Source organism: Streptomyces sp. TRD_SC_5 (assembly GCF_056836825.1).
Map to the genome: position 1 here is coordinate 1,284,743 of NZ_JBWZZS010000001.1, position 25,329 is coordinate 1,310,071.

The following is a 25,329-nucleotide window of genomic DNA, read 5'->3' on the forward strand; positions in this document are numbered from 1 at the left end:
CCGACCGGTAGGCATGGCGGGGAGGGCCGGGCCGAATGGATCAGTCGAAGATCCGGGCCAGGTAGGCGTGCAGGACGGCGCGGGTTTCGGTGATCAGGTCCGGGTCGCCCGAAGGGCTCACGCGGAACGCCAGCTGGAGGAGAGCGTCGGCCGCCTCGACGGCGACCAGGACCGTCCGGCGCAGGGCCGCGTCCGGGGTGCGCGCGAGATGGGCCGACAGGAGGTCGGTCAGGCGGTCGGGGACGCGGTAGTCGATGTCGGCGCCGGGGTCGTCCGCCCGGTCGCCGACCGGGATCTGGACGCCGAAGTCGACGAGGCGGAAGCCGGGGACGGTGCGCTTCATGGCGATGTACTCGTCGAGTACGGCGTCGATGGCGCCGCGCCAGTCCTCGCCCCGCATCGCGGCGATGCGGCCGCCGATCCGCTCGGCGTAATGGTCGAGATTGCGCTGGGCGAGGGCGTCGGCCATGGCGCGCTTGTTGCCGAAGAAGCGGTAGACGGACCCGATGGGCACGCCCGCGCGGGCCGCGACTGCCCGCGTGCTCAGCTGCTCGTAACCGGTTTCGTCGAGGAGTTGGGCGCAGGCGTCCAGTATCCGGGCGAGCCGGTCGGCGCTGCGCTGCTGCACGGGGGCTCGGCGGAGTGAGTTCGTCGGGGGCACGGGCTCCATGATGCCGATACTCCCCACGAGTGCGGCACCCATTGGCGGGCGGCACCGTTGACGAGCGACCTCGTGAATCCTACTGTCAACCATAGGATTCACCGCAGGATTCCTTCGGCACCCCAGGAGCGAACGATGAACGGCATCGAGCAGGCGAGGAAAGCGGCTGAGGGACTGGCCCACTCCTCGGGCTTCGGCAACGAACACAGCTCGGAGGCCGTTCCCGGCGCCCTGCCGCACGGCCGCAACTCACCCCAGCGCGCCCCTCTCGGCCTGTACGCCGAGCAGCTGAGCGGCTCGGCCTTCACCGAGCCGCGCGCCCACAACCGGCGCTCGTGGCTGTACCGCATCAGGCCGTCGGCCGCGCACCCCCCGTTCGTACGCACCGACAACGGCAACGTGCGCAGCGCGCCCTTCACCGAGACCGTCCCCGACCCGAACCGGCTGCGCTGGAACCCGCTGCCCGAGCCCGCGCCCGGCACCGACTTCCTGGCCGGCCTGTGGACGGTGGGCGGCAACGGCGACGCGACGCAGCGCACCGGCATGGCGATTCACCTGTACCACGCCAACTCCTCCATGAACGACCGGGTGTTCAGCGACTCCGACGGCGAGCTGCTGATCGTTCCGGAGCACGGCGGTCTGCTCCTGCGCACCGAGTTCGGCCTGCTGCGCTGCGAGCCCGGCCACATCGCGCTGATTCCGCGCGGGGTCCGATTCCGCGTGGAACTGCTCGACGAGAGGGCCCGCGGTTACGTCTGCGAGAACTACGGGCAGCCCTTCCAGCTCCCCGACCTCGGCCCGATCGGCGCGAACGGTCTGGCCAACGCCCGCGACTTCCTGGCTCCGGTGGCGGCGTACGAGGACCGTGACGGGCCGGTGGAGGTGGTGAACAAGTTCTGCGGCAACCTCTGGTCGGCGACGTACGACCACTCGCCCCTCGACGTCGTCGCCTGGCACGGCAATCACCTGCCGTACGTCTACGACCTGCGCCGCTTCAATGTCATCGGCAGCATCAGCTACGACCACCCGGACCCGTCGATCTTCACCGTCCTCACCTCGCCGTCCGACACCCCGGGCCTGGCGGGCGTCGACTTCGTCGTCTTCGCGCCGCGCTGGCTGGTCGGCGAGGACACCTTCCGGCCGCCGTACTTCCACCGCAATGTGATGAGCGAGTACATGGGCCTGATCGAGGGCGCGTACGACGCGAAGGCCGAAGGCTTCGTCCCCGGCGGAGGCTCGCTGCACAACATGATGTCGGCGCACGGGCCCGACCGCGAGACCTTCGACCGGGCGAGCGCCGCCGAGCTGAAGCCGCAGAAGATCGACGACGGTCTTGCCTTCATGTTCGAGACGCGCTGGCCGGTCACGGCGACCGGACAGGCGGCGATCGCCGACCACCTTCAGGCGGCGTACGACGACGTGTGGCAAGGTCTGCAACGCCACTTCAGGTCGTAGTACGTACGTACCGTGCCTTCGGAGACATGAAACCGTGACCGCATTCGCCCCCGACTCGCTGGTCCTGAACCGGAAGCTGCCGCTCTGGTACCAGGTCTCGCAGTCCCTGCGCGCTTCCATACTGGGCCGCATGCCCGACGCGTCACTGCGGCTGCCCACCGAGGAGCAGCTCGCGACGCACTACGGCGTGAGCGTGCTCACGATGCGCCAGGCACTGAAGGAGCTGGAGGCGGAGGGCCTGATCAGCAGGCACCGGCGGCGCGGCACGTTCATCGAGCCGGGCGCCAGGCGCGGCGCCCCGCGCCGGCTGCTCGGCTCGATCGACGCGATCGTGGCGCAGCAGTCCGGGGAACTGACGACGATCCTGGGGCACGGCCCGACGCCTGTCCCCGGCGAGCTCGTCGAGTACTTCCCGGACCTGGACGAAGTCGTCACGTACAAGCGGCTGCGCTGCGACGGCGAGAGCGGCGAGCCGACCAACTGGGCGGAGAACGCGGTGCGGCCGGACGTCGCCGCCGGGCTCGACCTCGCCGATCTCGAACGCTGGCCGATGACGAAGGTGCTGCGGGACGTGCTGGGCGTACGCATCAGCAAGATCACGGACACGGTCGAGGCGCGGCTCGCGGACCCGGCGACGGCGGACCTGTTGAAGGTCCCGCTGCTCAGCCCGATCCTGCACTACACGGGTGTGACGTACGACCGGGAGGGCCGGGTGGTGGATGTGGCGCGCATCCGTTACCGGGGCGACCGCTTCTCCTTCTCGGTGACGGTGGACGCGCACTGACCGGCCGCCCGCCCGCCGTGGCCGTCGTCGCTACGATGCCCACATGACTGCCACGCGGCCCGAAGCCCCGTTGCTCGGCGAACTCATGCCCTGGTCGGTGGCGCCCCTGCGGCTGGGCCGGGGATGGGTGCTGGCGCCGGACAGCCGTACGCTGCGGGCCCGTTGGGACGCGCTGGTACGGGCGGATGGCGCCGGGCGCGAGGAGCTGTTCGGGGCCACGCGGGCGCGTACGACGCGCACTTCGGTGGCCGCGCTGCCGGGGCAGCGGACGGGCACGGGCCGCCTCGCACGCGAGAGCGGCCCCTGCCCGGACCCGGTACGCGTGCTCCACGGCCCCTTCGACGAGCAGTGGCTGATTCCCGACCACCGGCTGATCGACGCCGCCCGGCCGGAGCTGTGGCGGGTGGCCGACTACGCCGACGGCTCGGTCCAGCTCTTCGCCGTGGAGCAGGGGTACGTGTCCGGGGCGGCGGCCGGGCCCGCGCTGCTGGTCAGCGCCCTGCTCCCGGACGGCCGCTCCCCCGCCGGCCGCCCCGGTCGCATCCGCCCACTGCACCGCCGCCCCGGCGGCCGGGAGCCGAACCTGACGCCGGGGCTGCTGCCGCTGCTGAGCGGGCGTTACGGGCACGAGGTCGCCGCGGGGGACGTGCTGGCGTGGGCGGTCGCGGCGGAGGAGCCGTCACCCTCGGGCGCGGTGGTCCCGCTGCCGGCCGGGCCGGACGTGTGGGCGGCGGGTGTGGAGCTGGGGCGGCGGATGACCGCGGTGCAGGTGCGGGGGGCGCGGGGCGGGGCGCGGCCCCGGCTGCCGGGGGGCCGCCGCCCGTACGTACGGTCCGCCGTGCCGGCGTGGCCTTCGGCGCTGCGGTACGACGCGGAGGCGGAGGTGTTGCACCTCGGGGAGGGGCGGGTGTCGCCCGTACCGGCTGCGGCCTGGGACTTTCATGCGGGAGGAGCCCGGGTGCTGGACCTCTGGTTCGAGCGGCGTACGGCGTCGGGCCGGCCGGGCACCCTGGAGGCGATCCGCCCTTCGGCGTGGCCGCAGGAGTGGACGTCGGACCTGCTGGAGCTGATCACGGTCCTGGCGCTGCTGGCCGAGCTGGACGCGGGGCGGGAGGAGCTGCGGGGCGGCGAGCGGATCACGCGCGCGGAGCTGACGGAGGCGGGAGTACTGCCGGTGCCGGATGCGGCTCGGCGCCCGGCGTCGGTCCTGGACCACCAGGAGGAGGGCCCGGAGGGCCAGTTCGCCCTGCTGTAGCCCCAAGGGCGAAGCCGACACTTTGCGGCTCCGCCGAGCCGCAAGTGCGCGAACGGCGGAAAGCGAACGGGGTCTCCGCCACCATGTCCGGGTGACAAAGGTGTGACGTACACGATAGTCAGTGATGTCATGAGCACTCAGCCCCTGCCCCTTCCCCTGGACGGCGTCACGGTCGTCGCCGTCGAACAAGCCGTTTCGGCGCCCTTCGCGACACGCCAGCTCGCCGATCTCGGCGCCCGCGTCATCAAGATCGAGCGCCCGGACGGCGGCGACTTCGCCCGTGGTTACGACACCGCCGCCCGCGGCCTCGCCTCGCACTTCGTCTGGTGCAACCGGGGCAAGGAGTCTCTCGCTGTGGATCTGAAGGACCCGCGAGGGCTGGACATGGTGCGTCAACTCATCGCCGGGGCCGATGTGTTCATGCAGAACCTCGCCAACGGGGCGGCGGCGCGGCTCGGGCTGGACGCCGCGACCCTGTGCGCGGCGCACCCGCGCCTGGTCGCCGTCGACATCTCGGGTTACGGCGCTTACGGGCCGTACGCCGACAAGCGGGCGTACGACATGCTCGTCCAGTGCGAGGCGGGCCTGGTGTCCGTGACCGGCACCGCTGAGCAGCCCGTCAAGGCCGGCATTCCGGCGGCCGACATCGCGGCGGCGATGTACGCGTTCTCCGGGGTGCTCGCGGCGCTGCTGCGGCGCGCGAACACCGGGCTCGGCGGGCCGATCGAGGTGTCGATGCTGGAGGCGCTCACCGAGTGGATGGGGCATCCGCTGCACCACGGGATGCATGGGGGTGAGGCCCCGGCGCGCACCGGGGTCGCGCACGCCGTCATCTCGCCGTACGACGCCTACCCGACGGCGGACGGCGGCTCGGTGCTGCTGTCGGTGCAGAACGACCGGGAGTGGCGACGGCTGGCCGAGCAGGTGCTCCGGCGGCCTGATCTCGCGGACGACCCGGCCTTCGCCACGAACACCGCCCGTACGGGCAACCGGGGCAAGACGGACGCGGTGGTGGCTGAGGCACTGGCGGTGCTGAGTGCGCGAGAGGCGATCGCGGCACTGGAGGCCGCCGGGATCGCCTGCGCCCGGCTGAACACGGTGGCCGATGTGGCGTCGCATCCGCAGCTGGCGGCGCGAGACCGCTGGCGGGAGGTCGGTTCACCGGTGGGTCCGCTGCGGGCGATGCTGCCGCCGATCACGATGCCGGGCGGACCGGACCCGCTGATGGGTCCGGTTCCCGCGCTCGGCGAGCACACCGACGCGCTGCTGCACGGCCTGGGGATGACGGACGTACAGGTGTCAGCGCTGCGCCGGGACGGTGTGATCGCCTGAGCCGGGCGTGTCCGAACCGCTGTCCGCCGCGTCAGTGGCGGCTGCCGAAGAGAGATCGACGCAGCCGCCGCAGCGGCGCGAAGAGCGAGACGCGCGCGCTCCTGCTCGTCCTCGAGTGCGCGACGTCACGTGACGTGAGCTCGCGCATCAGAAGCGTCGCCTCAGCTGCCTCTCCGAGCGGGACGGCTGGTCCGCCGAGCACCGCGAGATGGCGGTCGAGGCGCGAGCTGGTCGCACTGCTCCCGCATGTGATCGCAGGCACTCGAGGCCTGCTGCGCACCGTTATCTGTTCCATGTCACTCCCCACCCGTACGAGGGCACCCGGCCCGGGCAGGTTAACCCTATCGCCCCGTCGAGACACTCGTGTATCCCGCCCATGTGATTCACCACCCCTGTACGGGGGTTGACGCCTTCCTGCCGATTACTCTCCGAATACGTCCGATTCCAGGGTGAGTTGGACAGTTTGCGCGCCGCAGTACCCCGCGCGGGCGGATTGACGTCCAAGGGGGCTGCACCAGGCCGGAGTTGAGCTAACTTTGAGTGGTTTCCACCGCGATGCCGCTCTCCTGCGGACAGGAGGCTCGCCAGTGACTGAACAGCCGGGCAACGAGCAGCGGGTGATCGCGGGCCGGTACCGCCTGCTGGCACCGCTGGGCGAAGGCGGCATGGGCGTCGTGTGGCGCGCCCGCGACGACGTCCTGGGCCGCGAGGTCGCCGTCAAGGAGGTCAGGGCGCCGTCCAACTTCGGTGCCACCGACGGACAGCGGCTTTACGCACGGCTGGAGCGCGAGGCGTGGGCGGCGGCCCGTATCTCGCACCGCAACGTCATCACCGTGTACGACGTGGCGACCGAGGAGGGCCGACCGTGGATCGTGATGGAGCTGGTGCGCGGGCTCTCGCTCTCCGACGTACTGGACGCGGAAGGGCCGATGCCTCCGCAGCGGGCCGCGCGGATCGGCACCGAGGTCCTGGCGGCCCTGCGCGCGGCGCACGAGGCGGGCGTACTTCACCGCGATGTGAAGCCCGGCAACGTACTGATCGCCAATGACGGCCGGGTCGTACTGACGGACTTCGGCATCGCGACGGTCGAGGGCAGCTCGGCGCTGACGATGACCGGCGAGCTGATCGGGTCGCCCGAATTCCTGGCGCCGGAGCGGGCGATGGGGCGTACGCCGGGGCCCGAGTCGGACCTGTGGTCGCTCGGAGTGCTGCTGTACGCCGCGGTCGAGGGCAACTCGCCGTTCCGGCACGACACCCCGCTCTCCACGCTGCGCGCCGTGGTCGACGAGGAACTGCCGCGCCCGGTGCGGGCGGGCGCGCTGGCGCCGGTGATCGAGGGGCTGCTGCGCAAGGAGCCGGCCGAGCGGATGTCCGCCGCGGAGGCGGAGAGCCTGCTGCGGATCGTGGGGTCCGGTGGTACGCCGCGCACGGGGGCGGTGCCGGTGGCGGCCGGTCCGTACAGCCCGACGGTCACGGGCTCGACGCCGGTCGCGGGCTCGTCGCCGTACGGCAGCCCCACGCCTCTCCCGCCGCCTCTGCCCTTCACCGCGGCGACGACGGCCACCACGACGCGGGGCGGGTCACGGCGGGGCCTCCTGGTCTTGGTGGCGGGGGTGGTCGCGCTGCTGCTCGCCGTGGGTGGGATCGCGTGGGCGCTGATGAACGCCGACGACGACCCGGGCACGCCTTCGGGCGGCACCTCCTCCGCCTCCTCGTCCGGCGCCACCGGCGGCGGCGGGGGCAGTGACGGTGGCGGGGCTACGGACGGCGGGGCGGACGACGAGGCTACGGAGGGCGGCGCGAGTACCGGCGACTCCACCGGCGGGGACAGCGACACCGGCACCAGCACTACCGGCGGGAGCAGCGACAGCGGCGGCGGCACCGGGGGCGACGGCGGGTCCGGGGACGACGGAGGCGGCAACGGGGGTACGGCCACCCCGCCGCACCAGTCCGTGAAGGTCACCGTCGCGGCGGTGAGGAGTGGCTACTCAGGCACGTGTCCGCCGCCCGAGGCCGAGGCGCCGTCGTTCACCGCGACGTTCACGGTCGGACGCGTCCCCGTCGAGGTCGGCTACCGGTGGGTGACCGGGAGCGGTGAGTCCTCGGACTCCGGGTGGAAGACGCTGAGCTTCGGCGCGGGCGAGGAGAAGACGAAGCAGGTGGACCACACGGAGCTGACGTACAAGGACGGCGAGACCCACCACGACGAGATCAGCGTGGAGGTCAGGAGCCCGGTGGGAGCCACGTCGAACTCCGTGGCGTTCTCGGTGACCTGCGAGCAGGAGACCCCGACGGGCGGGGCCTCCTACACCGCGAGCGGTACCGCGAGCGTGCCGGTCAGGCAGCGGAGGTGAAGACGGGCAGATAGCCGCCCGACTGGCCTGCCGCCGTCGGGTGGTACGACTCGCCGATGTTGGTCCACTTCACGCTGTGCAGCCACGGCGCCGACGAGCAGATCTCATGGCCGGTGAAGGCCGGAGTGACCTGCGCGAAGGTGTAGCCGTGGTCCGCCGCGCGCTTCGCGGTGGCGTCGTTGAGGTAGTCGGAGGCGTCGTTGATGGCGGAGCGCTCCCGCTCGGTGAGTCCGGCGATGCAGCCGCCGCCCAGCTTGTAGAAGCGGGGGTAGCCGAGCACGACGACGTGCGCCGTGGTGGCCTTCGCTCTGATCGCCGAGTACACGGAGTCGAGCTTGCCGGGCAGGGTGGAGTCGACGTAGGCGCGGGCTTGGGCGATCCGGGCCAGACAGGCGGACTCGGACTGGGTCACGCACGTCGTCATGACGTCCGCGAAGCCGGCGTCGTTGCCGCCGACGGTGAGGGAGACGAGGTCGGTCGAGGGGTTGAGCGGGGCGAGCTGACCAGCTGTCACGTCACCCGTACGAGCGCCCGAGCAAGCGGTGAACGCGAACGTGGAGGGTGAATGGGAAGCCGCCCACAGGACGGGGTAGGCGCGTGTGCTGCGCTTGCAGTTGCCGCTCGCGCTGTCGTAGCTGCCGGCCCCGACACCCGAGGAGTAGGAGTCGCCGAGGGCCACATAGTCCGGGGCTTCGGCCTGTTGGGCCGCCTGCGCCGCGCTCGCCCCGGTGAGGGCGAGGGCCGCGGTGAGCAGGAGTGAGGATGAGAATGCCGCGATTCGGGACAGTTTCATGGAACCTCCCTTAGCAGGATTTCCGCCACAACTGTCGTAGCAGTCCCCATACATCACCGGAAGTGTCCATGCCAAGAACCTTCGCAAGAGATCTTCCGCACATCTCTCCGCGTCCTTGACGCACCCGAGCGGGCTGAGCGACATTGAAGCCCGGCATCCGGCGCTTCGGGGGGCAAAGTCGCCAATGCAGAACATCGGTAACAAGCCATTAGCAGGTGTCGCGGACTCGCTACCGGTTCTGGCGGGCGCGGCGCTCGCCGTGTCGGCGGTCGGCGCCGCCTTGGCGCTCGCGGACCTCGCGTCGCCTTTTCGCGCGCCGTTCACTTTCTTCTTCCTGATCGTGGCGCCGGGCTGCGCCGTGAGCGCGGGACTTCGGGGCCTGGAGCCACTGGGCCGCCTGGTGGCGTCGGCAGCCGGGGCCGTCGTACTCAACCTCCTGGTGGCACAGACGATGCTGGCCACGCACACCTGGTCGATCAGGGGCGGAGTCGCGGCGATCGCCGGAATCAGCGCGCTGCTCTTCCTGCTGGCGCTGGTACGGGTACGGCGCCCCCGGCGGCCTCACGGCGAGAAGGCGGACCTCCTGACATGAACATCAGCGTGCACCGCCCCGGCGACCTCACCGCCGCCGACCGGGCGGCCTGGACCGCCATGCAGTCCAAGGCCCACCTCCACGGTTCGCCGGAACTGGCGAACCCCTTCCTCTCCCCCGAGTTCACGCTGACGCTGGGCCGGTACCGGCGCGGGGTGCGGGTCGCCGTCGTACGAGAAGACGGTGAACCCGCGGCCTTCTTCCCGCACCACAGATCCGCCACCGGCGTCGGCCGGGCCGTCGGTCTGGGCGTCTCCGACAGCCAGGGTCTCGTGCACAGACCCGGCTTCGCGTGGGACGCGCAGGAACTCCTGCGGGCGTGCGGGCTCGCGGTGTGGGAATTCGACCATCTGGTGCAGGGGCAGACGGCGTTCGGGGCCGGCGTCACGGGGTCGTTCCCTTCCCCGGTGATCGACATCGAGGACGGGTACGCGGCGTACCTCGCGTACCTGCGGAAGAACTCGCCGAAGTTCGCCAGGTCGACCTTCGCCAAGGAGCGCAAGCTGATCCGCTCGGTCGGCGAACTGAAGTACGTGCACGACGAGCGCGATCCGGCGGCCCTGCGCACGCTCATGCGCTGGAAGTCCGCGCAGTACCGCAGGACCGGGCGCAGCGACCGCTTCACCCAGCCCTGGATCGTCGGGCTCGCGGAGCGGCTGTTCCACACCCGGACGCCGTCCTTCGGCTGCCCGCTCTCCGTGCTCTACGCGGACGGCCGGCCGATCGCCGCCCATTTCGGACCGCGTTCGGAAAGGATCATGTGCTGCTGGTTCCCGGCCTATGATCCGCAGTTCGCGAAATTCTCGCCCGGCCTGCTCATGCACCTGCGGATCGCCGAAGCGGCCGCCGCCGAAGGAATCGCGTACATCGACCTCGGCCGAGGACAGAAACAGTACAAAGACTCCCTCAAGACCCGTGAAATCACGGTCTCCGAGGGTTGGGTGATGCGACGCCATCCGGTCGCACTCGGACATTGGGCGCACCGTGCTCCGGCCCGGGCGCTGCGCAATACCGTCGTAGAACGGCCGGAACTGTTCGAGCCCGCGGATAAGCTGCTCAAGCGGATCGGCGAATTCCGATCGGGACGGTTCCGTATGTGACCGCCGATGTAAGGCCAAAGGCGCAAATAAGCGAGGCAGCGTTCCAGGTCTTGCCATACGGTCCCAATCATCAATACCGTCGTACATCCACCCGCAACGGTCCATCATGCAAGGCGGCTCTAGGGGAGGGCTCAAGCGTCGCGATGGGGTCCGTTGCGGGGCGCGGTAGGGGGGTGCCGTGCTCGGTGATCACAACTGTGCCGAGTCGCGTGCCGCGCGGAAAAGCTGTGTCAACTCGCCCGGCCAGTACGGAGCGCATTCCGTCATGGGCAGGGTGAGAACCCCCCTTTCGAACCGGAAACTCATCCGGACCGCCCGGGGGCGGGCGGTCCACCGGTGGAGAGGGAAAAGACTCATGAGCTCATTTCTCCGTCCTGCGATCGACCCGATCGACCCGATTGACCCGATGGACCCCATCGAGGGCCAAGATCTTTTAATGTCGGGCCACGCCTACCGGCCGATCTCTTCACATCTCGCCATAGCGCCACCGGTGAGCGTCGTGATCCCCGCCATGAATGAGGCGGAGAATCTCCCGTACGTGTTCAAGACCCTTCCCGCGTGGATCCACGAAGTGATCCTGGTCGACGGGAATTCCACCGACGACACCGTCCAGGTGGCGCGCGATCTCTGGCCGGGAATCAAGGTCGTGAAACAGCGCGGAAAAGGCAAGGGCGACGCACTGATCAGCGGATTCGCGGCCAGCACCGGCGAGATCATCGTGATGGTCGACGCGGACGGTTCGGCCGACGGCCACGAGATCGTCAGTTACGTGTCGGCGCTCGTCTCGGGGGCCGATTTCGCCAAGGGTTCGCGCTTCGCCAACGGCGGCGGCACGGACGACATGACGCCGATCCGCAAGCTCGGGAACCGGGTGCTGTGCGCCGTGGTCAACGCCAAGTTCGGCGCCCGCTACACCGACCTGTGCTACGGCTACAACGCCTTCTGGCGGCACTGCCTCGACAAGATCGACCTCGACTGCACGGGTTTCGAGGTCGAGACCCTGATGAACATCCGGGTCGTCAAGGCCGGCCTGCGGGTCCAGGAAATACCCAGCCACGAGTACGTCCGTATCCACGGCATGAGCAATCTCAGTGCCGTACGGGACGGGCTGCGCGTCCTCAGAGTGATCCTGAAGGAGCAGGGCAAGCGGCGCGTCGGACGCCGCCGCCCGCCGGTCTTCGCGCCCGGTGCCAGCCGGGGAGAGGTGTCTTGAGCCACTTGGACATCTCGGTGGTGATCTGCGTGTACACCGAGGACCGCTGGGAGGACATCCTCGCGGCCGTCGACTCGGTGCGCCGCCAGTCACGGCCCGCCGCCGAGACACTGCTGGTCGTGGACCACAATCCGGCGCTGCTCGAGCGGCTCGGCAAGGAGTACAAAGCGGACCAGGAGGAGGTGCGGGTGCTCGCCAACGCGGGCCCCCGCGGCCTGTCCGCGGGCCGCAACACCGGTATCGCCGCCTCCCGCGGCGAGATCGTCGCCTTCCTCGACGACGACGCCGTGGCCGAGCGCGAGTGGCTGCGGCACTTCGCCCAGGGGTACGACGACCCTCGCGTGATGGCCGTCGGGGGGAGGACCGTGCCCGCCTGGGCGTCCGGCCGCCGGCCGGACTGGTTCCCCGAGGAGTTCGACTGGGTCGTCGGCTGTACGTACAAGGGCCTGCCGCCGGGGCGGGTCCGGGTCCGTAACGTCCTCGGCGGGAACGCCTCCTTCCGCAAGTCGGCGTTCGACACGGCGGGCGGCTTCGCCACCGGCATCGGCAGGGACGGCGACAAGCGGCCGCTGGGCTGCGAGGAGACGGAGCTGTGCATCAGGCTCACCCGGGCTATGCCGGACGCGGTGCTGCTGATCGACGACCGCTCGGTGATCCACCACAAGGTGCCGGCCGTACGGGAGCGCTTCGGATACTTCCGCACGCGGGCGTACGCCGAGGGACTGTCGAAGGCACTCGTGGCGCGAAGTGTGGGAGCCGGCAAGGGCCTTGAGTCCGAACGCCGCTATACGACCCGTGTCCTGCCGGCCGGTGTCGCCCGAGGGCTGCGCGACGCGGCCCTCGGGCGGCCGGGCGGTGCGGGGCGGGCCGGGGCCATCGTGGCCGGAGTGGCGGCAGCGGCGGGCGGGTACGTCCTCGGCAGCGTCCGCGCCCGCAGGGGCGGGAGCGCGTTCTCGGTGCCGGGCCCGGCCTCCGAAAGACCGCACGCGCGAGGTGAGACACCGTGAACGGGCCGGTCCCGATCCTGATGTACCACGCGGTGGGACACCGGCCCGCGAAGGCGGCGTACGGCCTCTCGGTCTCTCCCGAGGCGTTCGCCGAGCAGATGGAACTGCTCGACGGGCGCGGCTTCACCCCGCTCACCACGGCGCAGCTGGGCGCGGCCTGGCGGGGCCGGCGAAAACTGCCGGAGCGGCCGGTGCTGATCACCTTCGACGACGGATACGAGGGCGTGCACCGGCACGCCCTCCCCGCCCTCGCCAAGCACGGATTCTCCGCCACCCTCTTCGTCTCGACGGGCTGGCTGCGCGGCCCGTACGACGACGGGGGCGCCCTCGACACCATGCTCGACTGGGACCAGGTGCGGCAACTGGCGGCCGCCGGAACCGAGATCGGCGGCCACAGCCACACCCACCCGCAGATGGACCAACTGGGGGACACCGAGCTGTGGTTCGAGACCCGTCGCTGCCGGGAGATCGTCACGGAGGAGCTGGGCACCCCGCCCGTTTCCTTCGCCTATCCGTACGGTTACTCCAGCCGGCGCGTGCGCCGTACGGTGCGCGAGGCGGGCTTCGCGCAGTCGCTCGCCGTGGGGAACGCGCTCGCGGCGCGGTGCCAGGGGCCGTACGCCCTGGAGCGGGTGACCGTACAGCGCCGTACCGGTATCGAGGAGTTCGAGCGGCTGGTGGAGGGCCGGTCGGTCGCCCGTAACTTCGCGCGGGACCGGATCCTCACCAAGGGGTACGCCGTGGTCCGCAGAGCCCGAGCGGCCGGCCGGAAGGTAAGCGGGAGCCGTGCCTGACACGACCACGACCACCACCACCGACCGGGCCGAGAGCCCGGCGACGCGGCAGCCGTCGTCCGGACTCCGCCTGCGTCTGCCGGGAAAGGGCGGCGGGAATCCGCTCTTCCGCAACGCCTACGCGCTGATGCTCAACACCGGTATCAGCGCGCTGCTCGGTCTGAGCTTCTGGCTGGCCGCGGCCCGGTACTACTCGGAGTCCGCGGTCGGCCAGGGTTCGGCGGCCATCGCCGCGATGAAGCTGCTGGCCGGCCTGACCGCGCTGACGCTCACCGGGGCGCTCGCGCGCTTCATACCGGTGGCGGGGCGCGGAACGGGGCGGCTGGTCCTGCGGACCTACGCGGGCAGCTCCGTGGTCGTCGCGGTGGCGGCGCTGGTCTTCCTCTCCACGCTCGGCCTGTGGGGCCCTTCGTACAGCTTCCTGCACGGCCCGCTGAACGGCCTCTTCTTCGTACTCGCCGTCGTCGGCTGGTCGTTGCTCACCCTCCAGGACGGAGTACTGACGGGCCTGCGCAGCGCGCTGTGGGTGCCCGTCGGCAACACCGTCTTCTCCGCGGTCAAGCTGGTTCTGCTGATCGTGATCGCGGCGTCGATCCCCACGGCGGGCGTCTTCGTCTCCTGGGTCGCGGCGATCGCTGTGTCGGTGATCCCGCTGGCGTGGCTGGTCTTCCGGCGCCTGGTGCCGCGACACATGACGGCCACCGAGGGCCGCACGCAGCCGCCGACGCTGCGGCAGATGGGCCGGTTCCTGGCCGGTGACTACACCGGTTCGCTCTTCTCGCTGGCCGTCGTCTACGCGGTGCCGGTGATCGTCGCCTCGCAGGTCAGCTCCGAGGACAACGCGTACTTCTACATCACCACGACCATCGGCGGCACGGTCAATCTGCTCGCGATCAACATGGGCGCCTCGCTGACCGTGGAGGGCGCGCACGACCTCAGCACCCTTGCCCAGAACTGTCGGGCCGCGCTGCGCCGCATGGCGCGCATCATGGTGCCGGTCGCGGCCGTCCTGTTCTTCGGCGCCCCGTACATCCTGGGCGTGTTCGGCGAGGGGTACGCGGACGCGGCGACGCCGCTGCTGCGCTGGTTCGCCGTCGGCGCGCTGCTCCGCGTCGTCATAGAGGTGTACTTCGCGGTCCTGCGCGCCCAGAGCCGTACGTCCCCACTCGCCTATCTCCAGGGCGGCCTGTGCGTTCTGGTGCTCGGCCTCACACTGCTGCTGCTGCCGCGCATGGGGCTCGTCGGGGCGGGGATCGCGGAGATCTCCAGCCTGGCGGTCGTGGCTTCGGTCGCGGGCGTGATGCTGTACCGGGTGGTGCGCTCGGCGCCGCCCGCCGGGACCACGGGCGCGGACTCGGCGGCCCCGGACGGCGACCTGGCGGACCTGGCCGTCGACGGTGACCGCGCGGACGGCGCCGACTCCCCCGGTGGCGACCGTACGGACGAGGAGAAGCCGTCCGGCGGCGAGTTCGGTACGCGCTGGGCACTGCGCTCGGCACTCGACGCGCCCACGATGCCGCTCGGGGCGCGGCTGGACTTCGACCACCCGGAGCGCAGGCCCGACGTGCGGCCGGGACCGGAGACTCCGGCCGCGGGTACGCCTGCGGCGGGGAGCGGCGGGGCGGGCAGGCCCGGTGGTACCGGCAAGCCGGACAGGCCCGACGGCTCCCACAGTTCCGCCACGCCCGCCGGGTCCGCCACGTCCGCCACGTCCGGCGCGTCCGCACGGCCGGGAAGCTCCGGTGCGCCCGCCGGTGAGGGCGACGACCGGCCGACGTGGGCGCTCAAGTCGCCGCTGCCGAGGGCGCTTCCCTCCCTCCGTTCCACCTCGTCCGTACCGGCGGCCACACCGTCTCCCGAGGCGAGCGAGGAACCCGTGGCGTCCGCCGGCCCGGCGCCCGCCACACCGCCCGCGCCCCGTCGCACTCCCGTGCTGCGCGCCCTGCACACCCGCGCCCCCGAACTCGGCGTCGGGCTACTGCTCCTGGCCGCGCTCGCGCTCTACTGGCTGCCGGTGCGTGACATCGGCGAGGCCGGCCTGGACCGCATGGGCGGCCTCGGGCTGATCTCCGTACTCCCGGCGGCGACACTGCTCGGCGCCGGGCTGCTCGCGCTGTCCTTCGCCTCGCTGCTGTGGCTGGACCGGCCGAGGACCGTACTCCTGGCGGCGGCCCTGCTGGCCACCGTCGTGTCGCTGCACGCGCTGCCCGCCGTACTGGAGGCCGAACCGCGCTTCCCGACGGCCTGGCAGCACCTCGGCTTCATGGACTACATCGAACGGACCGGCACGGCGGTCCCCGACCTCGACGCGCGCTGGAGCTGGCCCGGCTTCTTCGCCCTGGCCACCTTCGTCGCCGAGGCGTGCGGCGTATCGGACATGTCGTCGGTGATCCGCTGGTGGCCGCTGGCCATGCAACTGCTCTACCTCCCCCCGCTGTTCCTGCTGACGCGTTCGATGCGGGCGAGCTGGCGGGCCAAGTGGGCCGGCGCGTGGATCTTCGTACTGAGCGGCTGGGTCGGCCAGGACTACTTCTCGCCGCAGGGCTTCACGTACGGGATGTACCTCGCCTTCGTCGCGGTCCTGCTGGTCTGGTTCCGTGAGCCACGGGTGCTGTGGACCAAACGGCGCCCGGGCGAGGCCGAGGTCAGGCCGGCCGGGCGGCGCGAGAAGGCGGTGCTGCTGCTGGTCCTGGCCGGGCTCTTCGCCGCGACCGTCCCCGCCCACCAGCTCACGCCGTTCGTGATGCTCGGGGTACTCGCCGTCCTGGTGATGGCGGGCCGCTCGACGCTGCGCGGACTGCCGATGCTGTTCGCCGTACTGGTCGCGGTCTGGATCGGCTTCTTCGCCGAGCCGTACTGGTCGGGGCACTTCGACGAGCTGTTCGGCGGCGTGGGCGGCGTGGGCGGCAATGTGACGTCGTCCGTGTCCGGCCGTATCGACGGCGGCAGCTCGACGCACAAGCTGGTGCTGTACGTCCGGGTGGCGATGGCCGGCGGTGTGATGGCCTTCGCGTGCTGGGGCTGGTGGCGGCGGCGCTTCGCCGGCTACAGCGAGCGCTCGCTGCTGGTGCTGGCGTTCGTGCCCTTCCTGGGCTTCGGCATGCAGTCGTACGGCGGCGAAATGGCCCTGCGCGTCTTCATGTTCGCGCTGCCGGGCGCGGCGTTGCTCGCCGGGTTGGCGCTGTTCCCGCGCACCGGCGCCACGGCCGCCGAGCGGGAGGCGGACCGCAAAAGCCTCGCGCCGCTGGCCGCGCTGGTGACGGGCCTGCTCCTGATGGGCGGCTTCCTGGTCTCGCGCTGGGGCAACGAGTCCTTCGAGCGCACCCGCGGCGGCGAGGTCGCCGCGATGGAGTTCGTGTACGCGCACGACGACCCGTCGGTGCGGCTGCTGTGGATGAGCAACGACCCCGTCAACGAGGTCACGCCCGCGATCCCGTGGGGCGCGCGGGACATGGAGAAGGTCAGCTACCTACCGACGCTCGCACCCGTGGACCCGGTGCTGGTGGCGGGCCTGGTCAAGTCGCTCAAGGACGCGGGCCCGAACTCGTACCTCATGGTCAACCGGAGTCAGTCGACGTACCTTCGGCTCGACGCCGGCTACTCGCCCACCTGGGAGAAGCGCCTGACCGCGAATCTCGACGAACGGCCCGAGCTGAAGAAGGTCCTGGCGAACGCGGACGTGTCGATGTACGCGCTGCGCGAGCAGCCCGACGGCCCGGTCGAGGAACCGTCCCCCGGCCCGACGGGCCCGAAGATCACCTGGACGCCGTGGTCGGTGGTGGGCGCCCTGGCCGCGCTGGCGCTGATCGTGCTGCTGGGGGCGCGGGAGGTCGTACGGGTGGCGGTGGCTCCGGGGGTACGGCAGTTGCAGTGGCTCCAGAGCACGTTCTGGTTCTCGCTGCCGCTGCTGGCCGTGCTGCTGGCCTCGCTGGTGCAGCGCTTCCTGACGATGTCGTGAGGAGGGGAGGGGGCGGAGCGGGGCGGCGCCTCAGCGACGCGCCAGCCACCTCACCTCGTACCCCTCCATGCCGAAGGACTTCCCGTCGATCTCGGCCTTGACGGGCCGGTCGAGGGTGTTCACGACGAGGACGGTCCTGTCGTCGGCGAGGACGCGGACATGGGGTACGCCGTCGGCGGCGACCCGCACCGAATCGTCGTACCGGGTGCCCGGCGGGAACTCCTTCGCGAACCGCGACAGCAGCTTCATCATCGGCAGCGCCCCGCCGCCGTCGGCCAGCTCGGTGGACCGCCACAGGCATCCGGCGCACTCGGCGCCCCTGTTCTGCGGATTCCAGTAGAAGGCGGTGCTCGCGCCGCCCCTGGCCATCGCCATCAGCCCTGCGGCGTGCACGGCGGCGCGGTGCGGCTCGCTCCAGCCGTCGCGGTCGTCATCGTCGTCACCCGGTTCGACGTAGTACTCCGCCCACCAGACCGGCAGCCCCCCGGACCTCTCGCGGACCCACTCGCTCACGGCGGTGAGCTTGTCCGTGGCGCGGAACTCGTCGGGCAGCAGCTCGTCGTCGCGGGTGTAACTGGCGCCGTCGACGACTACGAAGTCGGCGCCCTTCTTGTGCTCGTTCCAGTAGGCGTAGGCGTCCAGGACGCGCTGGTCGACACTCCCCCAGGGCCCCTTGAGCGCGGAGGCGTACGTCGTGTCGCGCGGCTCGTAACTGTCCATGACGAGGTAGGGGCCGCCGACGAGATTATCCTTGCCGACCTTCTTCAGCTCGGCGTGCACGAGGTTGTAGAGCTCGGTGTAGCCCTCGTAGTTCCAGCGTCGGCGGCCGTCGTCGAAGAAGCCCTTGAACTCGTTCCAGACGATGAAGTGCCGCACGTCGGGATAGCGCTTGGCGACGGTGCCGGCGAGCTTCGCGAAGTCCTTGTAGTGCTCGGGGCGGGGAGCGGTCTCCAGGGACCGCTTGCTCCAGTCGGTGTTGTCCGCCCCCGCCTTGCCGCCCTTCATCCAGTCGGGCGCGCAGCACAGGGTGATGACCGGGGTGCCGCCCGTCTTGCGGATCAGGTCGACGCGGCTGTCCAGCGCGTCGAACTGGTACCGGCCGGGAGACGGCTCCGGGTTCTCGGCGCCCCACCCCATGATGTGCTGGATCTGCGGCAGCGACTGCGCGGACAGGGTGCCCTCGGCACGGCGCAGGGCGTCCGCTTCGCCCTCGTCGGCGCTGTACTGCGTGTGCGTGAAGCCCCAGCCGAGCGCGGGCTCCGGTGCGGCGGTCGGCGGCACGGGGGTGCCGTGCACCTTGTCACCGTCGGCGGTGGTGCCCGCGTTGCCGTCGCGGCCGTTCGTGTCGGGAAGAGTCGCGCACATCGTCAGTACGAGGGCGATCACGGCCACGCCCACGCCGATCAGCGCGGTGAACCGCCACCGCCTTGCCCCCGGAGTCCCATCCATGGCGTCCCATCACCGACCAGCGTATCGGCGGGAGTTGCCATTCCGGCAGGTATCGCAGGAACAGGCACGTAACGGCACGCAGCCGCGTGGAAGGGTTGAACGTACGAAACCTGGGTGCACGGGACGGCCGCGTGCCGGATCATGGGCGCCATGTCCGCGAACCCTGAGGCCACTCTGCCGATCCGGCTGAACGTCGACGACAGCGATTCCCCGTCGGACGTCGTCGACGCGCTGTTCCTCGGCCGATTCGCGACGGGCGAGCAGCCGTACTCCCACAGCCGGTCGATCGACCGCGTCAAGCCCGGCGCCACGCTCCTGCCGCCGGCCGCGAAGGTCCTGCGGGCCGCGCGCGACGAGGACCGCAGCGCGACGCTCGCCGAGGGGAACGGCTGGACGCTGCTGATTTCGCGCTGGACGCGCGGCGCGGACGTCACGGTGACGGCCACCACGTCCGAGCTGGCGGAAAAGGTCCTGCAGCAGGCGACGGACGGGGCACAGGACGAACCCGAACCGCAGCCCGAGAACGTCGCGATGGGCTTCTGGTACGTCTCGCCGCGCCGGGGACCGCACCGCACCACCCGGCAGATCGCCGCCGGTACGTGGGACGAGGTGCGGTCCAACTACACCGAGCCGGTGGCCGAGGCCATGGACCGGCTGATGAAGGTGACACCCGACGACATCGCGGGCCGGCTGCTCCTGCTGCACGGCCCGCCGGGCACGGGCAAGACGTCCGCCCTGCGCACGCTGGCCCGCTCGTGGCGGGACTGGTGCCAGGTCGACTGCGTACTGGATCCGGAGCGGCTCTTCAACGACGTCGGCTATCTGATGGACATCGCGATCGGCGAGGACGACGGCTCGGCGAAGGGCCGCTGGCGGCTGCTGCTGCTGGAGGACTGCGACGAGTTGATCAGGGGCGAGGCCAAGCACACGGCGGGCCAGGCGCTTTCCCGACTCCTGAACCTGACGGACGGTCTGCTGGGCCAGGGCCGCAATGTCCTGGTCGGCGTCACCACCAACGAGGACCTGGAGCGCCTGCACCCGGCGGTGGTGCGGCCGGGGCGCTGCATGGCGCGCATCGAGGTGGGGTCGCTCACGCGCGCGGAGGCGGTGAGTTGGCTGGGTACGGAAGAGGGCGTCGGCCGCGACGGGGCGACCCTGGCGGAACTGTACGCGCTGCGGCGCGGCACGGGCCCGGCGTCGGTCCCGGCCCAGCCGGACGGCTCGGACGCGGGGCTGTACCTGTAGCGGCACCTGCGGCGGCGGCTTTTCCCCTACCCGCCCCTACCCGCGGCTGGGGCGGAGCCCCACACGCGGCGCAGCGGCAAGGTGTCACAGCGGGAAGGGGCGGGGTGGGGGAAAGCACCGCAGGCAACGCGCACCGCCCGCGCCGCCCGGCCGCTACCCCCCGTACGCCGCCCGTAGCGCGTCCTGTACCGCCGCCAACGCCTCCGCATGCCCGAGGCCGAGACGCTGGGCGCGCTCCGCGTAACCCTGGGCCGCGGCCGCGGCCTGCCGCTCCGCCGCGTCCCCCGCCGCAGCGACGAACGTCCCGTTCCGCCCCCGCGTCTCGATCACCCCGTCGCTCTCCAGCGCTCGGTACGCCTTCGCGACGGTGTTCGCGGCGAGGCCGAGATCCTCCGCGAGGCCGCGCACAGTGGGGAGCTTGTAGCCCACCGGCAGCGCACCGGCGCGGGCCTGCTCGGCGATCTGGGCGCGCAGTTGCTCGTACGGCGCGATGCCTGCGTCCACGTCAATGTCGATCTTCAAGGTCACGCGCCCGATTGTCCCCCACGGACAGAAAAAAATGGGAGGCGTCGGCACACGGCCTGCCCGTAACGTCCGCCCCATGACGCTGATCGTTCGCGACCTCGTTCCCACCGACCCGGCCGACACAGCGGGCTGGGTCCGAGTGCGTCGCGCCGCCGTTCCCTTCATGGTGACGACCGCGGAGGCCGTGGCCTTCGAACTCAGGACCGCGCACCCGGGCAAGAAGATGCGCATGCTGGTGGCCGAGCGGGACGGCGAGATCATCGGCACCGCCGCCGCCGGTATCGCGTACGACAGCACCGATCCGGGACAGTCGTACGTCACGCCGTACATCCACCCGGATCATCGGGGCCACGGCGGTGGTTCGCTCCTGCTGCGTGCGGCGGAGGAGCATCTCGGCGCGGAGGGCGCCACGGCCGTATACGCGTGGGTGCTGGACGCGCCCGAGTCCCGCGCGTTCGCCGAGAAGCGCGGCTACCGGCCGACCCGCCCCATGTACTTCCAGCGCCTCGACCTCGCGAACAGCGAGCTGCCTCCACGTCAATCGACGCTCCCCGCCGGAGTCGAACTCCGTACCGCCGCCGACTTCCTGGGCGCCCCGAGGCCGGTGTTCGAGGCCGACGCGGAGGCCACCGCCGACGAGCCGAGCGACATCAGCACGGACTTCACGGACTACGACGACTGGATCAACCACACCTGGAACCATCCGCTCCTCGACCACGGCCTCTCCACGGTCGTGGTGGCCGACGGCCGGGTCGCGGCGTACACGGCGGCCCACACGGACGGCCTCACCCGCTACTGGTCCGGCATGACCGGCACCGTACGCGCCCACCGCGGCCGTGGCTTCGCCAAGCTGGCCAAGAACGACTCCCTGCACCGCGCCCGCGCCGCCGGCTACACGGACGCGTACACGAGCAACGACGCGGACAACCAGCCCATGCTCACCGTCAACAGGTGGTTCGGATACCAGATCTGTGCCACGGAGGTACGCCATGTCCGCAAGCTCGGCTGAGTTCAGGAGCGGCGGGAGCGGCAGGAGCGAGGTCGAGATCGCCCTCGTCAAGGCCGGCCGTACGAAGATCCGCTACCCGGCGTCGGTGGTCTGTGACGACGGCACCCACCTGGTGGTCCGCGCGCCGTGGGCGGCCCCGGGGGTGAGGGACTTCGGCTTCGTACGGTTCGAGCCCGGCGACGTGTTCACGGAGCACTACTGGCGGGACCGGTGGTACGCCGTGAAAGAGGTCAAGTCCGGTGACGGCACGCTGAAGGGCTGGTACTGCGACGTCACGCGCCCGGCGGTCGTCGTCGACGGCCGGGTGGAGGTCGAGGACCTGGACCTCGACCTGTGGGTGTCGGCGGACGGCGCCACCGTCCTGCGCCTGGACGAGGACGAGTTCGAGGCGAGCGGCCTGGCGGACCGGGATCCGCAGGCGGCATCCGAAGCCCGCAGGTCCCTCGACGACCTCGAACTGCGCGCCCGTGGCGAGGGCTTCGCCGGCCTGCTCGGCCACTGAGGGAGCTCAGCCGGAAACGCCCACATCGTTGTTGGGGGCTCCGTCCCCCACCGGGGGCAGGTCGCCACGCTCCGGCATCTCGTCGGCCCCGGTTCCTTCAGCGCTCGCCGGGAGCACCTTGTCCAGCTCCTGGTTGTCGGCCCGGTGCGCCTTCTCGGCGGCGCGACGCAGGGTGGCACGGTCCACGGCGTTCGCGTCGCCGCTGATCCGCACCACGTGGCCGTCGTATGCCCGCGCGTACTCATGCGTGGCGGCTGCCGCGCGGTACCAGAGGTCGCCGTCGCGCTCGCACTCGACAGGCTCACCGGGCCCGGAGGAATCCACCGGCTGCTTCGCGCAACTTGCCTCGTTCAGCTTGCCCCGGTCGACCGACAGCCGTATCTGCCCGCCGGTACCCGCGGAGAAGTACGAGGCCGAGAAGCCGTCGTTCCCTATGACGCCGACAGATTGCCCAGCCAGCTCATACCCCGGCGCCTCGGTCACATAGATCAGCTCCATCGCCGACTCCCCGGCGCGTGCCTTGAGTTCCGCCGTCGGCGGGGCGGCAGCGTCGCTCTCCTTCTGGGCGCCGCAGGCACCGAGAAGGACCGGAAGCAAGAGAGCGGCGAGTACACGCGAGACACGAGGCATCCACACATCCTGCCGTACACGCGTCCGCGTTCTCAGGCCGCCGGGTCCGTCGCCGGGAGGTGAATCGCCCGCCGCTCCCGCTTTTCGTCGTAGGCGATCGAATCGCCGTCCTCGTGCCAGTGGACGACGAAGCGCTCCCCCGCCCGGTACGCGTCGAGGCCCGCGCGGCAGTACGCGACCATGTCGGCGGGGAGAGCGCTCAAGGGGTGCCAGACGAGCTCGGAGCACTTGTCCGGTTCCCGGTTGTACGGTTCGCCGCCCGCCCCGTACTCCGCCTCGAAGAACCACCCTGTTCGCGGGTCGCCACCAGGCCCGCGGTGCTGCATGACCAGGGCCACCCGCAGGTCGTCCGGGGCCAGGGAGATGCCGACCTCCTCCCCCGCTTCGCGGATCATCGCCGCCCGGACGTCCTCGCCGTCCTCGACATGTCCCGAGGGTCCGTGCAACAGGCCGTCCGCATACCCCGTACCGGCCCGGCGGGCGAGCAGCACCTCGTCCCCCCGGCGGAGGATGAGGTGCACGTCGACCACTTCGGTGTGGCGGGGACGCGGCGCGAGGCGGGCGACCAGCGCGTACCGGTCGTCGTCGACCGTACGGCCCCACAAAGCCGCGTCGGCGGACAGCGGTTCATGCCGTACGTGCGAGGTGAGCGGGGCCAGCGCTTCCATCACCTCGGCCGCAGGAACGCCCTCGCCCGCCCAGACCCCTTCGACCAGCAGCAGCCGCCCGCCGGGCCTGAGCAGCGAGCACCAGTGGCGCAGCGCGGCGTCCGCGTCCGGCAGGAGCCACAGCACATGGCGGGCCATCACCACATCGAACTTCCGCGCCCCTACCGGCGGCCGGAACGCGTCCCCGACGAGGACCTCGGCCCCCACCTCCGCCAGTTTGATCCGCGCGAGGTCCACCATCCGGGGCGAGCGGTCGAGGCCGGTCACACGGTGCCCCTGCTCCGCGGCGAGCAGCGACAGACTGCCCGTACCGCACCCGAGGTCGAGCACATCGGCCGGCCGCCCGTCTTCCGGGAGCCACGTCCTCATCCTCGCCGCCCACGCCTCGCGCACGGCGGGGTCGAGCAGCCCGTGGTCCGGCTCCTGGTCGAAGGAGTCCGCGGTCGCGTCCCAGTCGATCGTCGTCATGCGTCCGATCGTCGCAGCCGCCACTGACAACGTCATGCCGACACGTTACGGCGAGAGCGCATCACCAGCTTCTTCAGCCAGGGCCAGGCCAGCAGGAGCACGATCACGGCGTAAACCGTCACCGAGAAGGGGGTGTTGACCAGGCCCGTCGCGCTTCCGTCGCTGATCTGGAGCGCCCGCCGCAGCTGCTGCTCCGCCGCCGGGCCGAGGATGACGCCGATCACTGCGGGCAGCACGGGCAGTCCGTAGCGCCGCATGCCGAACCCGATCAGGCCGATGGCCAGCAGGATCACCAGGTCCAGCGCCTCGCCGCCCACCGCGTACGCGCCGACCGCCGCGAAGAAGAGGATTCCCGCGTAGAGGTACGGACGCGGGATGCGCAGCAGTTTGGCCCAGAGCGGCGCGAGCGGCAGGTTGAGCAGGAGCAGCAGCACCATGCCGACGAAGAGGGAGGCGATCAGGCCCCACACCAGGTCGGGTTCGCGCTCGAAGAGGAGGGGGCCCGGCTGGATGCCGTACTGCTGGAAGGCGGCCAGCATGACGGCGGCGACGGCCGTCGTCGGCAGGCCCAGCGTCAGCATCGATACGAGGGTGCCGGCCGCCGAGGCGGAGGCCGCCGACTCCGGGCCGGCCACGCCCTCGATCGCGCCCTTGCCGAACTCCTCCTTGTGCTTGGAGAGCCGCTTCTCGGTGACGTACGACAGGAAGGTCGGGATCTCCGCGCCGCCCGCCGGGATCGCGCCGAACGGGAAGCCGATCAGCGGGCCGCGCAGCCAGGACTTCCAGGTGCGCTTGACGTCGGCCTTGCCGAGCCACGGGCGGCCGACCGGAATGGGCTCGGCCACCGCGCGCCGCAGGTGCGCGGCGACCCACAGTGCCTCGCCGATCGCGAAGAGGCCGACCGCGACGATCACCACGTCGATGCCGTCGGCGAGCTGGAGCGAGCCGAAGGTGAGGCGCTGCTGGCCGGTCATCTGGTCGAGGCCGACCAGGCCGATGGTCAGGCCGATCAACAACGACGCCGCGCCCCTGATGCGGGACGAGCCGAGCACCGACGTCACCGCGATGAACGCCAGCACCATGATGGCGAAGTAGTCGGGCGCGCCGATGTCCACGGCCAGCGAGGCGACGGTCGGGGCCAGCGCGACCAGCAGGATCGTGCCGATCATGCCGCCCGCGAAGTGGCCGATGGCGGCGGCCGCCAGCGCTTGCGCGCCGCGCCCCGCCTTCGCCATCGGGTTGCCTTCGATGGCCGCCACCACCGCCGCGCTCTCGCCCGGGGTGTTGAGCAGGATGGAGGTCGTGGAGCCGCCGAACATCGCGCCGTAGTAGATGCCCGCGAACATGATGAAGGCGCCGGTGGGTTCGAGACCGTACGTCACCGGCAGCAGCAGGGCCACCGCCATCGCCGGGCCGATTCCCGGCAGTACGCCGATGGCCGTGCCGAGCAGGACGCCTATCGCGGCCCAGAGCAGGTTGATCGGGGTGAGGGCCGTACCGAAGCCGTCGACAAGGGAGTTGAGGGAGTCCATGAC

General features: G+C 71.2%; 21 protein-coding genes and 1 pseudogene. 14 read left to right on the forward strand and 8 right to left on the reverse strand.

Annotation, left to right across the window (positions count from 1 at the left end):
• Positions 1 to 40: 40 nt before the first annotated feature.
• A complete protein-coding gene (locus AC1P0E_RS06030) occupies positions 41 to 670 on the reverse strand; it encodes a TetR/AcrR family transcriptional regulator (protein WP_482741108.1) in 630 nt (209 codons plus the stop codon).
• A 126-nt stretch (positions 671 to 796) separates the two neighbouring features.
• On the opposite strand from AC1P0E_RS06030, the gene hmgA reads away from it, so the two are divergent.
• The 4 genes from hmgA to AC1P0E_RS06050 all read left to right on the forward strand — a co-directional run bounded on the left by hmgA (position 797) and on the right by AC1P0E_RS06050 (position 5,487).
• A complete protein-coding gene (gene hmgA / locus AC1P0E_RS06035; RefSeq protein ID WP_482741109.1) occupies positions 797 to 2,116 on the forward strand; it encodes a homogentisate 1,2-dioxygenase in 1,320 nt (439 codons plus the stop codon).
• A gap of 34 nt (positions 2,117 to 2,150) precedes the next feature.
• Positions 2,151 to 2,900, forward strand: a complete 750-nt coding sequence (locus AC1P0E_RS06040) for a GntR family transcriptional regulator (protein WP_482741110.1) — start codon at positions 2,151 to 2,153, stop codon at positions 2,898 to 2,900.
• Between the two features lie 43 nt (positions 2,901 to 2,943).
• Positions 2,944 to 4,155 (forward strand): type ISP restriction/modification enzyme, encoded by a 1,212-nt coding sequence (locus AC1P0E_RS06045; RefSeq protein ID WP_482741111.1) that lies wholly within the window; start codon positions 2,944 to 2,946, stop codon positions 4,153 to 4,155.
• 129 nt (positions 4,156 to 4,284) lie between these two features.
• Positions 4,285 to 5,487 (forward strand): CaiB/BaiF CoA transferase family protein, encoded by a 1,203-nt coding sequence (locus tag AC1P0E_RS06050; RefSeq protein ID WP_482741112.1) that lies wholly within the window; start codon positions 4,285 to 4,287, stop codon positions 5,485 to 5,487.
• A 31-nt stretch (positions 5,488 to 5,518) separates the two neighbouring features.
• Here the strand turns inward: AC1P0E_RS06050 and AC1P0E_RS06055 are convergent, their stop codons facing one another.
• Positions 5,519 to 5,782: a hypothetical protein gene (locus tag AC1P0E_RS06055; protein WP_482741113.1), complete on the reverse strand. Its 264-nt coding sequence runs from the start codon at positions 5,780 to 5,782 to the stop codon at positions 5,519 to 5,521.
• Positions 5,783 to 6,074: 292 nt separating this feature from the next.
• Between AC1P0E_RS06055 and AC1P0E_RS06060 the strand changes: the two genes are divergently transcribed.
• Positions 6,075 to 7,841, forward strand: coding sequence for a serine/threonine-protein kinase (locus AC1P0E_RS06060; protein WP_482741114.1), 1,767 nt, complete (start codon positions 6,075 to 6,077; stop codon positions 7,839 to 7,841).
• Here AC1P0E_RS06060 and AC1P0E_RS06065 read toward each other — a convergent pair.
• Positions 7,825 to 8,634, reverse strand: coding sequence for an SGNH/GDSL hydrolase family protein (locus AC1P0E_RS06065; RefSeq protein ID WP_482741115.1), 810 nt, complete (start codon positions 8,632 to 8,634; stop codon positions 7,825 to 7,827). The genes AC1P0E_RS06060 and AC1P0E_RS06065 overlap by 17 nt on opposite strands.
• A gap of 184 nt (positions 8,635 to 8,818) precedes the next feature.
• Here AC1P0E_RS06065 and AC1P0E_RS06070 point away from each other — a divergent pair, with 184 nt between their 5' ends.
• From AC1P0E_RS06070 to AC1P0E_RS06095, 6 genes are all read left to right on the forward strand, one after another.
• Positions 8,819 to 9,226, forward strand: coding sequence for a hypothetical protein (locus AC1P0E_RS06070; protein ID WP_482741116.1), 408 nt, complete (start codon positions 8,819 to 8,821; stop codon positions 9,224 to 9,226).
• Positions 9,223 to 10,326 (forward strand): GNAT family N-acetyltransferase, encoded by a 1,104-nt coding sequence (locus AC1P0E_RS06075; RefSeq protein ID WP_482741117.1) that lies wholly within the window; start codon positions 9,223 to 9,225, stop codon positions 10,324 to 10,326. Before AC1P0E_RS06070 ends, AC1P0E_RS06075 begins: the two co-directional genes overlap by 4 nt.
• 406 nt (positions 10,327 to 10,732) lie before the next feature.
• Positions 10,733 to 11,539, forward strand: coding sequence for a glycosyltransferase family 2 protein (locus AC1P0E_RS06080; protein WP_482745663.1), 807 nt, complete (start codon positions 10,733 to 10,735; stop codon positions 11,537 to 11,539).
• The gene (locus AC1P0E_RS06085) at positions 11,536 to 12,546 is read left to right on the forward strand and encodes a glycosyltransferase family 2 protein (RefSeq protein WP_482741118.1); all 1,011 of its coding nucleotides are present in this window, start codon (positions 11,536 to 11,538) and stop codon (positions 12,544 to 12,546) included. Before AC1P0E_RS06080 ends, AC1P0E_RS06085 begins: the two co-directional genes overlap by 4 nt.
• Positions 12,547 to 12,566: 20 nt before the next feature.
• The gene (locus AC1P0E_RS06090; RefSeq protein ID WP_482745664.1) at positions 12,567 to 13,340 is read left to right on the forward strand and encodes a polysaccharide deacetylase family protein; all 774 of its coding nucleotides are present in this window, start codon (positions 12,567 to 12,569) and stop codon (positions 13,338 to 13,340) included.
• Positions 13,333 to 17,298: a lipopolysaccharide biosynthesis protein gene (locus AC1P0E_RS06095; RefSeq protein ID WP_482741119.1), complete on the forward strand. Its 3,966-nt coding sequence runs from the start codon at positions 13,333 to 13,335 to the stop codon at positions 17,296 to 17,298. The genes AC1P0E_RS06090 and AC1P0E_RS06095 overlap by 8 nt, the downstream gene beginning before the upstream one ends.
• Before the next feature lie 30 nt (positions 17,299 to 17,328).
• Here AC1P0E_RS06095 and AC1P0E_RS06100 read toward each other — a convergent pair.
• Positions 17,329 to 18,757: pseudogene (locus tag AC1P0E_RS06100) on the reverse strand (xylan 1,4-beta-xylosidase).
• Positions 18,758 to 18,897: 140 nt separating this feature from the next.
• Here AC1P0E_RS06100 and AC1P0E_RS06105 point away from each other — a divergent pair.
• On the forward strand, positions 18,898 to 19,992 hold the full coding sequence (locus AC1P0E_RS06105) for a DUF5925 domain-containing protein (protein ID WP_482741120.1): 1,095 nt from the start codon (positions 18,898 to 18,900) through the stop codon (positions 19,990 to 19,992).
• A gap of 153 nt (positions 19,993 to 20,145) precedes the next feature.
• Here AC1P0E_RS06105 and AC1P0E_RS06110 read toward each other — a convergent pair whose 3' ends face one another.
• Positions 20,146 to 20,520, reverse strand: coding sequence for a GntR family transcriptional regulator (locus tag AC1P0E_RS06110; RefSeq protein WP_482741121.1), 375 nt, complete (start codon positions 20,518 to 20,520; stop codon positions 20,146 to 20,148).
• Positions 20,521 to 20,593: 73 nt separating this feature from the next.
• Here AC1P0E_RS06110 and AC1P0E_RS06115 point away from each other — a divergent pair, with 73 nt between their 5' ends.
• Together AC1P0E_RS06115 and AC1P0E_RS06120 are read left to right on the forward strand one after the other, a co-directional pair.
• Positions 20,594 to 21,526, forward strand: a complete 933-nt coding sequence (locus tag AC1P0E_RS06115) for a GNAT family N-acetyltransferase (RefSeq protein ID WP_482741122.1) — start codon at positions 20,594 to 20,596, stop codon at positions 21,524 to 21,526.
• Entirely contained in the window at positions 21,507 to 22,028 is a 522-nt protein-coding gene (locus AC1P0E_RS06120; protein WP_482741123.1) for a ribonuclease FAU-1 family protein, read from the forward strand. The genes AC1P0E_RS06115 and AC1P0E_RS06120 overlap by 20 nt, the downstream gene beginning before the upstream one ends.
• 6 nt (positions 22,029 to 22,034) lie before the next feature.
• Here the strand turns inward: AC1P0E_RS06120 and AC1P0E_RS06125 are convergent, their stop codons facing one another.
• Genes AC1P0E_RS06125 through AC1P0E_RS06135 form a run of 3 tightly spaced genes read right to left on the reverse strand, consistent with a single transcriptional unit; the run spans position 22,035 to position 25,326 of the window.
• A complete protein-coding gene (locus AC1P0E_RS06125) occupies positions 22,035 to 22,658 on the reverse strand; it encodes a hypothetical protein (RefSeq protein ID WP_482741124.1) in 624 nt (207 codons plus the stop codon).
• A gap of 32 nt (positions 22,659 to 22,690) precedes the next feature.
• Entirely contained in the window at positions 22,691 to 23,794 is a 1,104-nt protein-coding gene (locus AC1P0E_RS06130) for a methyltransferase domain-containing protein (RefSeq protein WP_482745665.1), read from the reverse strand.
• Between the two features lie 32 nt (positions 23,795 to 23,826).
• Positions 23,827 to 25,326, reverse strand: coding sequence for a tripartite tricarboxylate transporter permease (locus AC1P0E_RS06135; RefSeq protein ID WP_482741125.1), 1,500 nt, complete (start codon positions 25,324 to 25,326; stop codon positions 23,827 to 23,829).
• Positions 25,327 to 25,329: the final 3 nt, after the last annotated feature.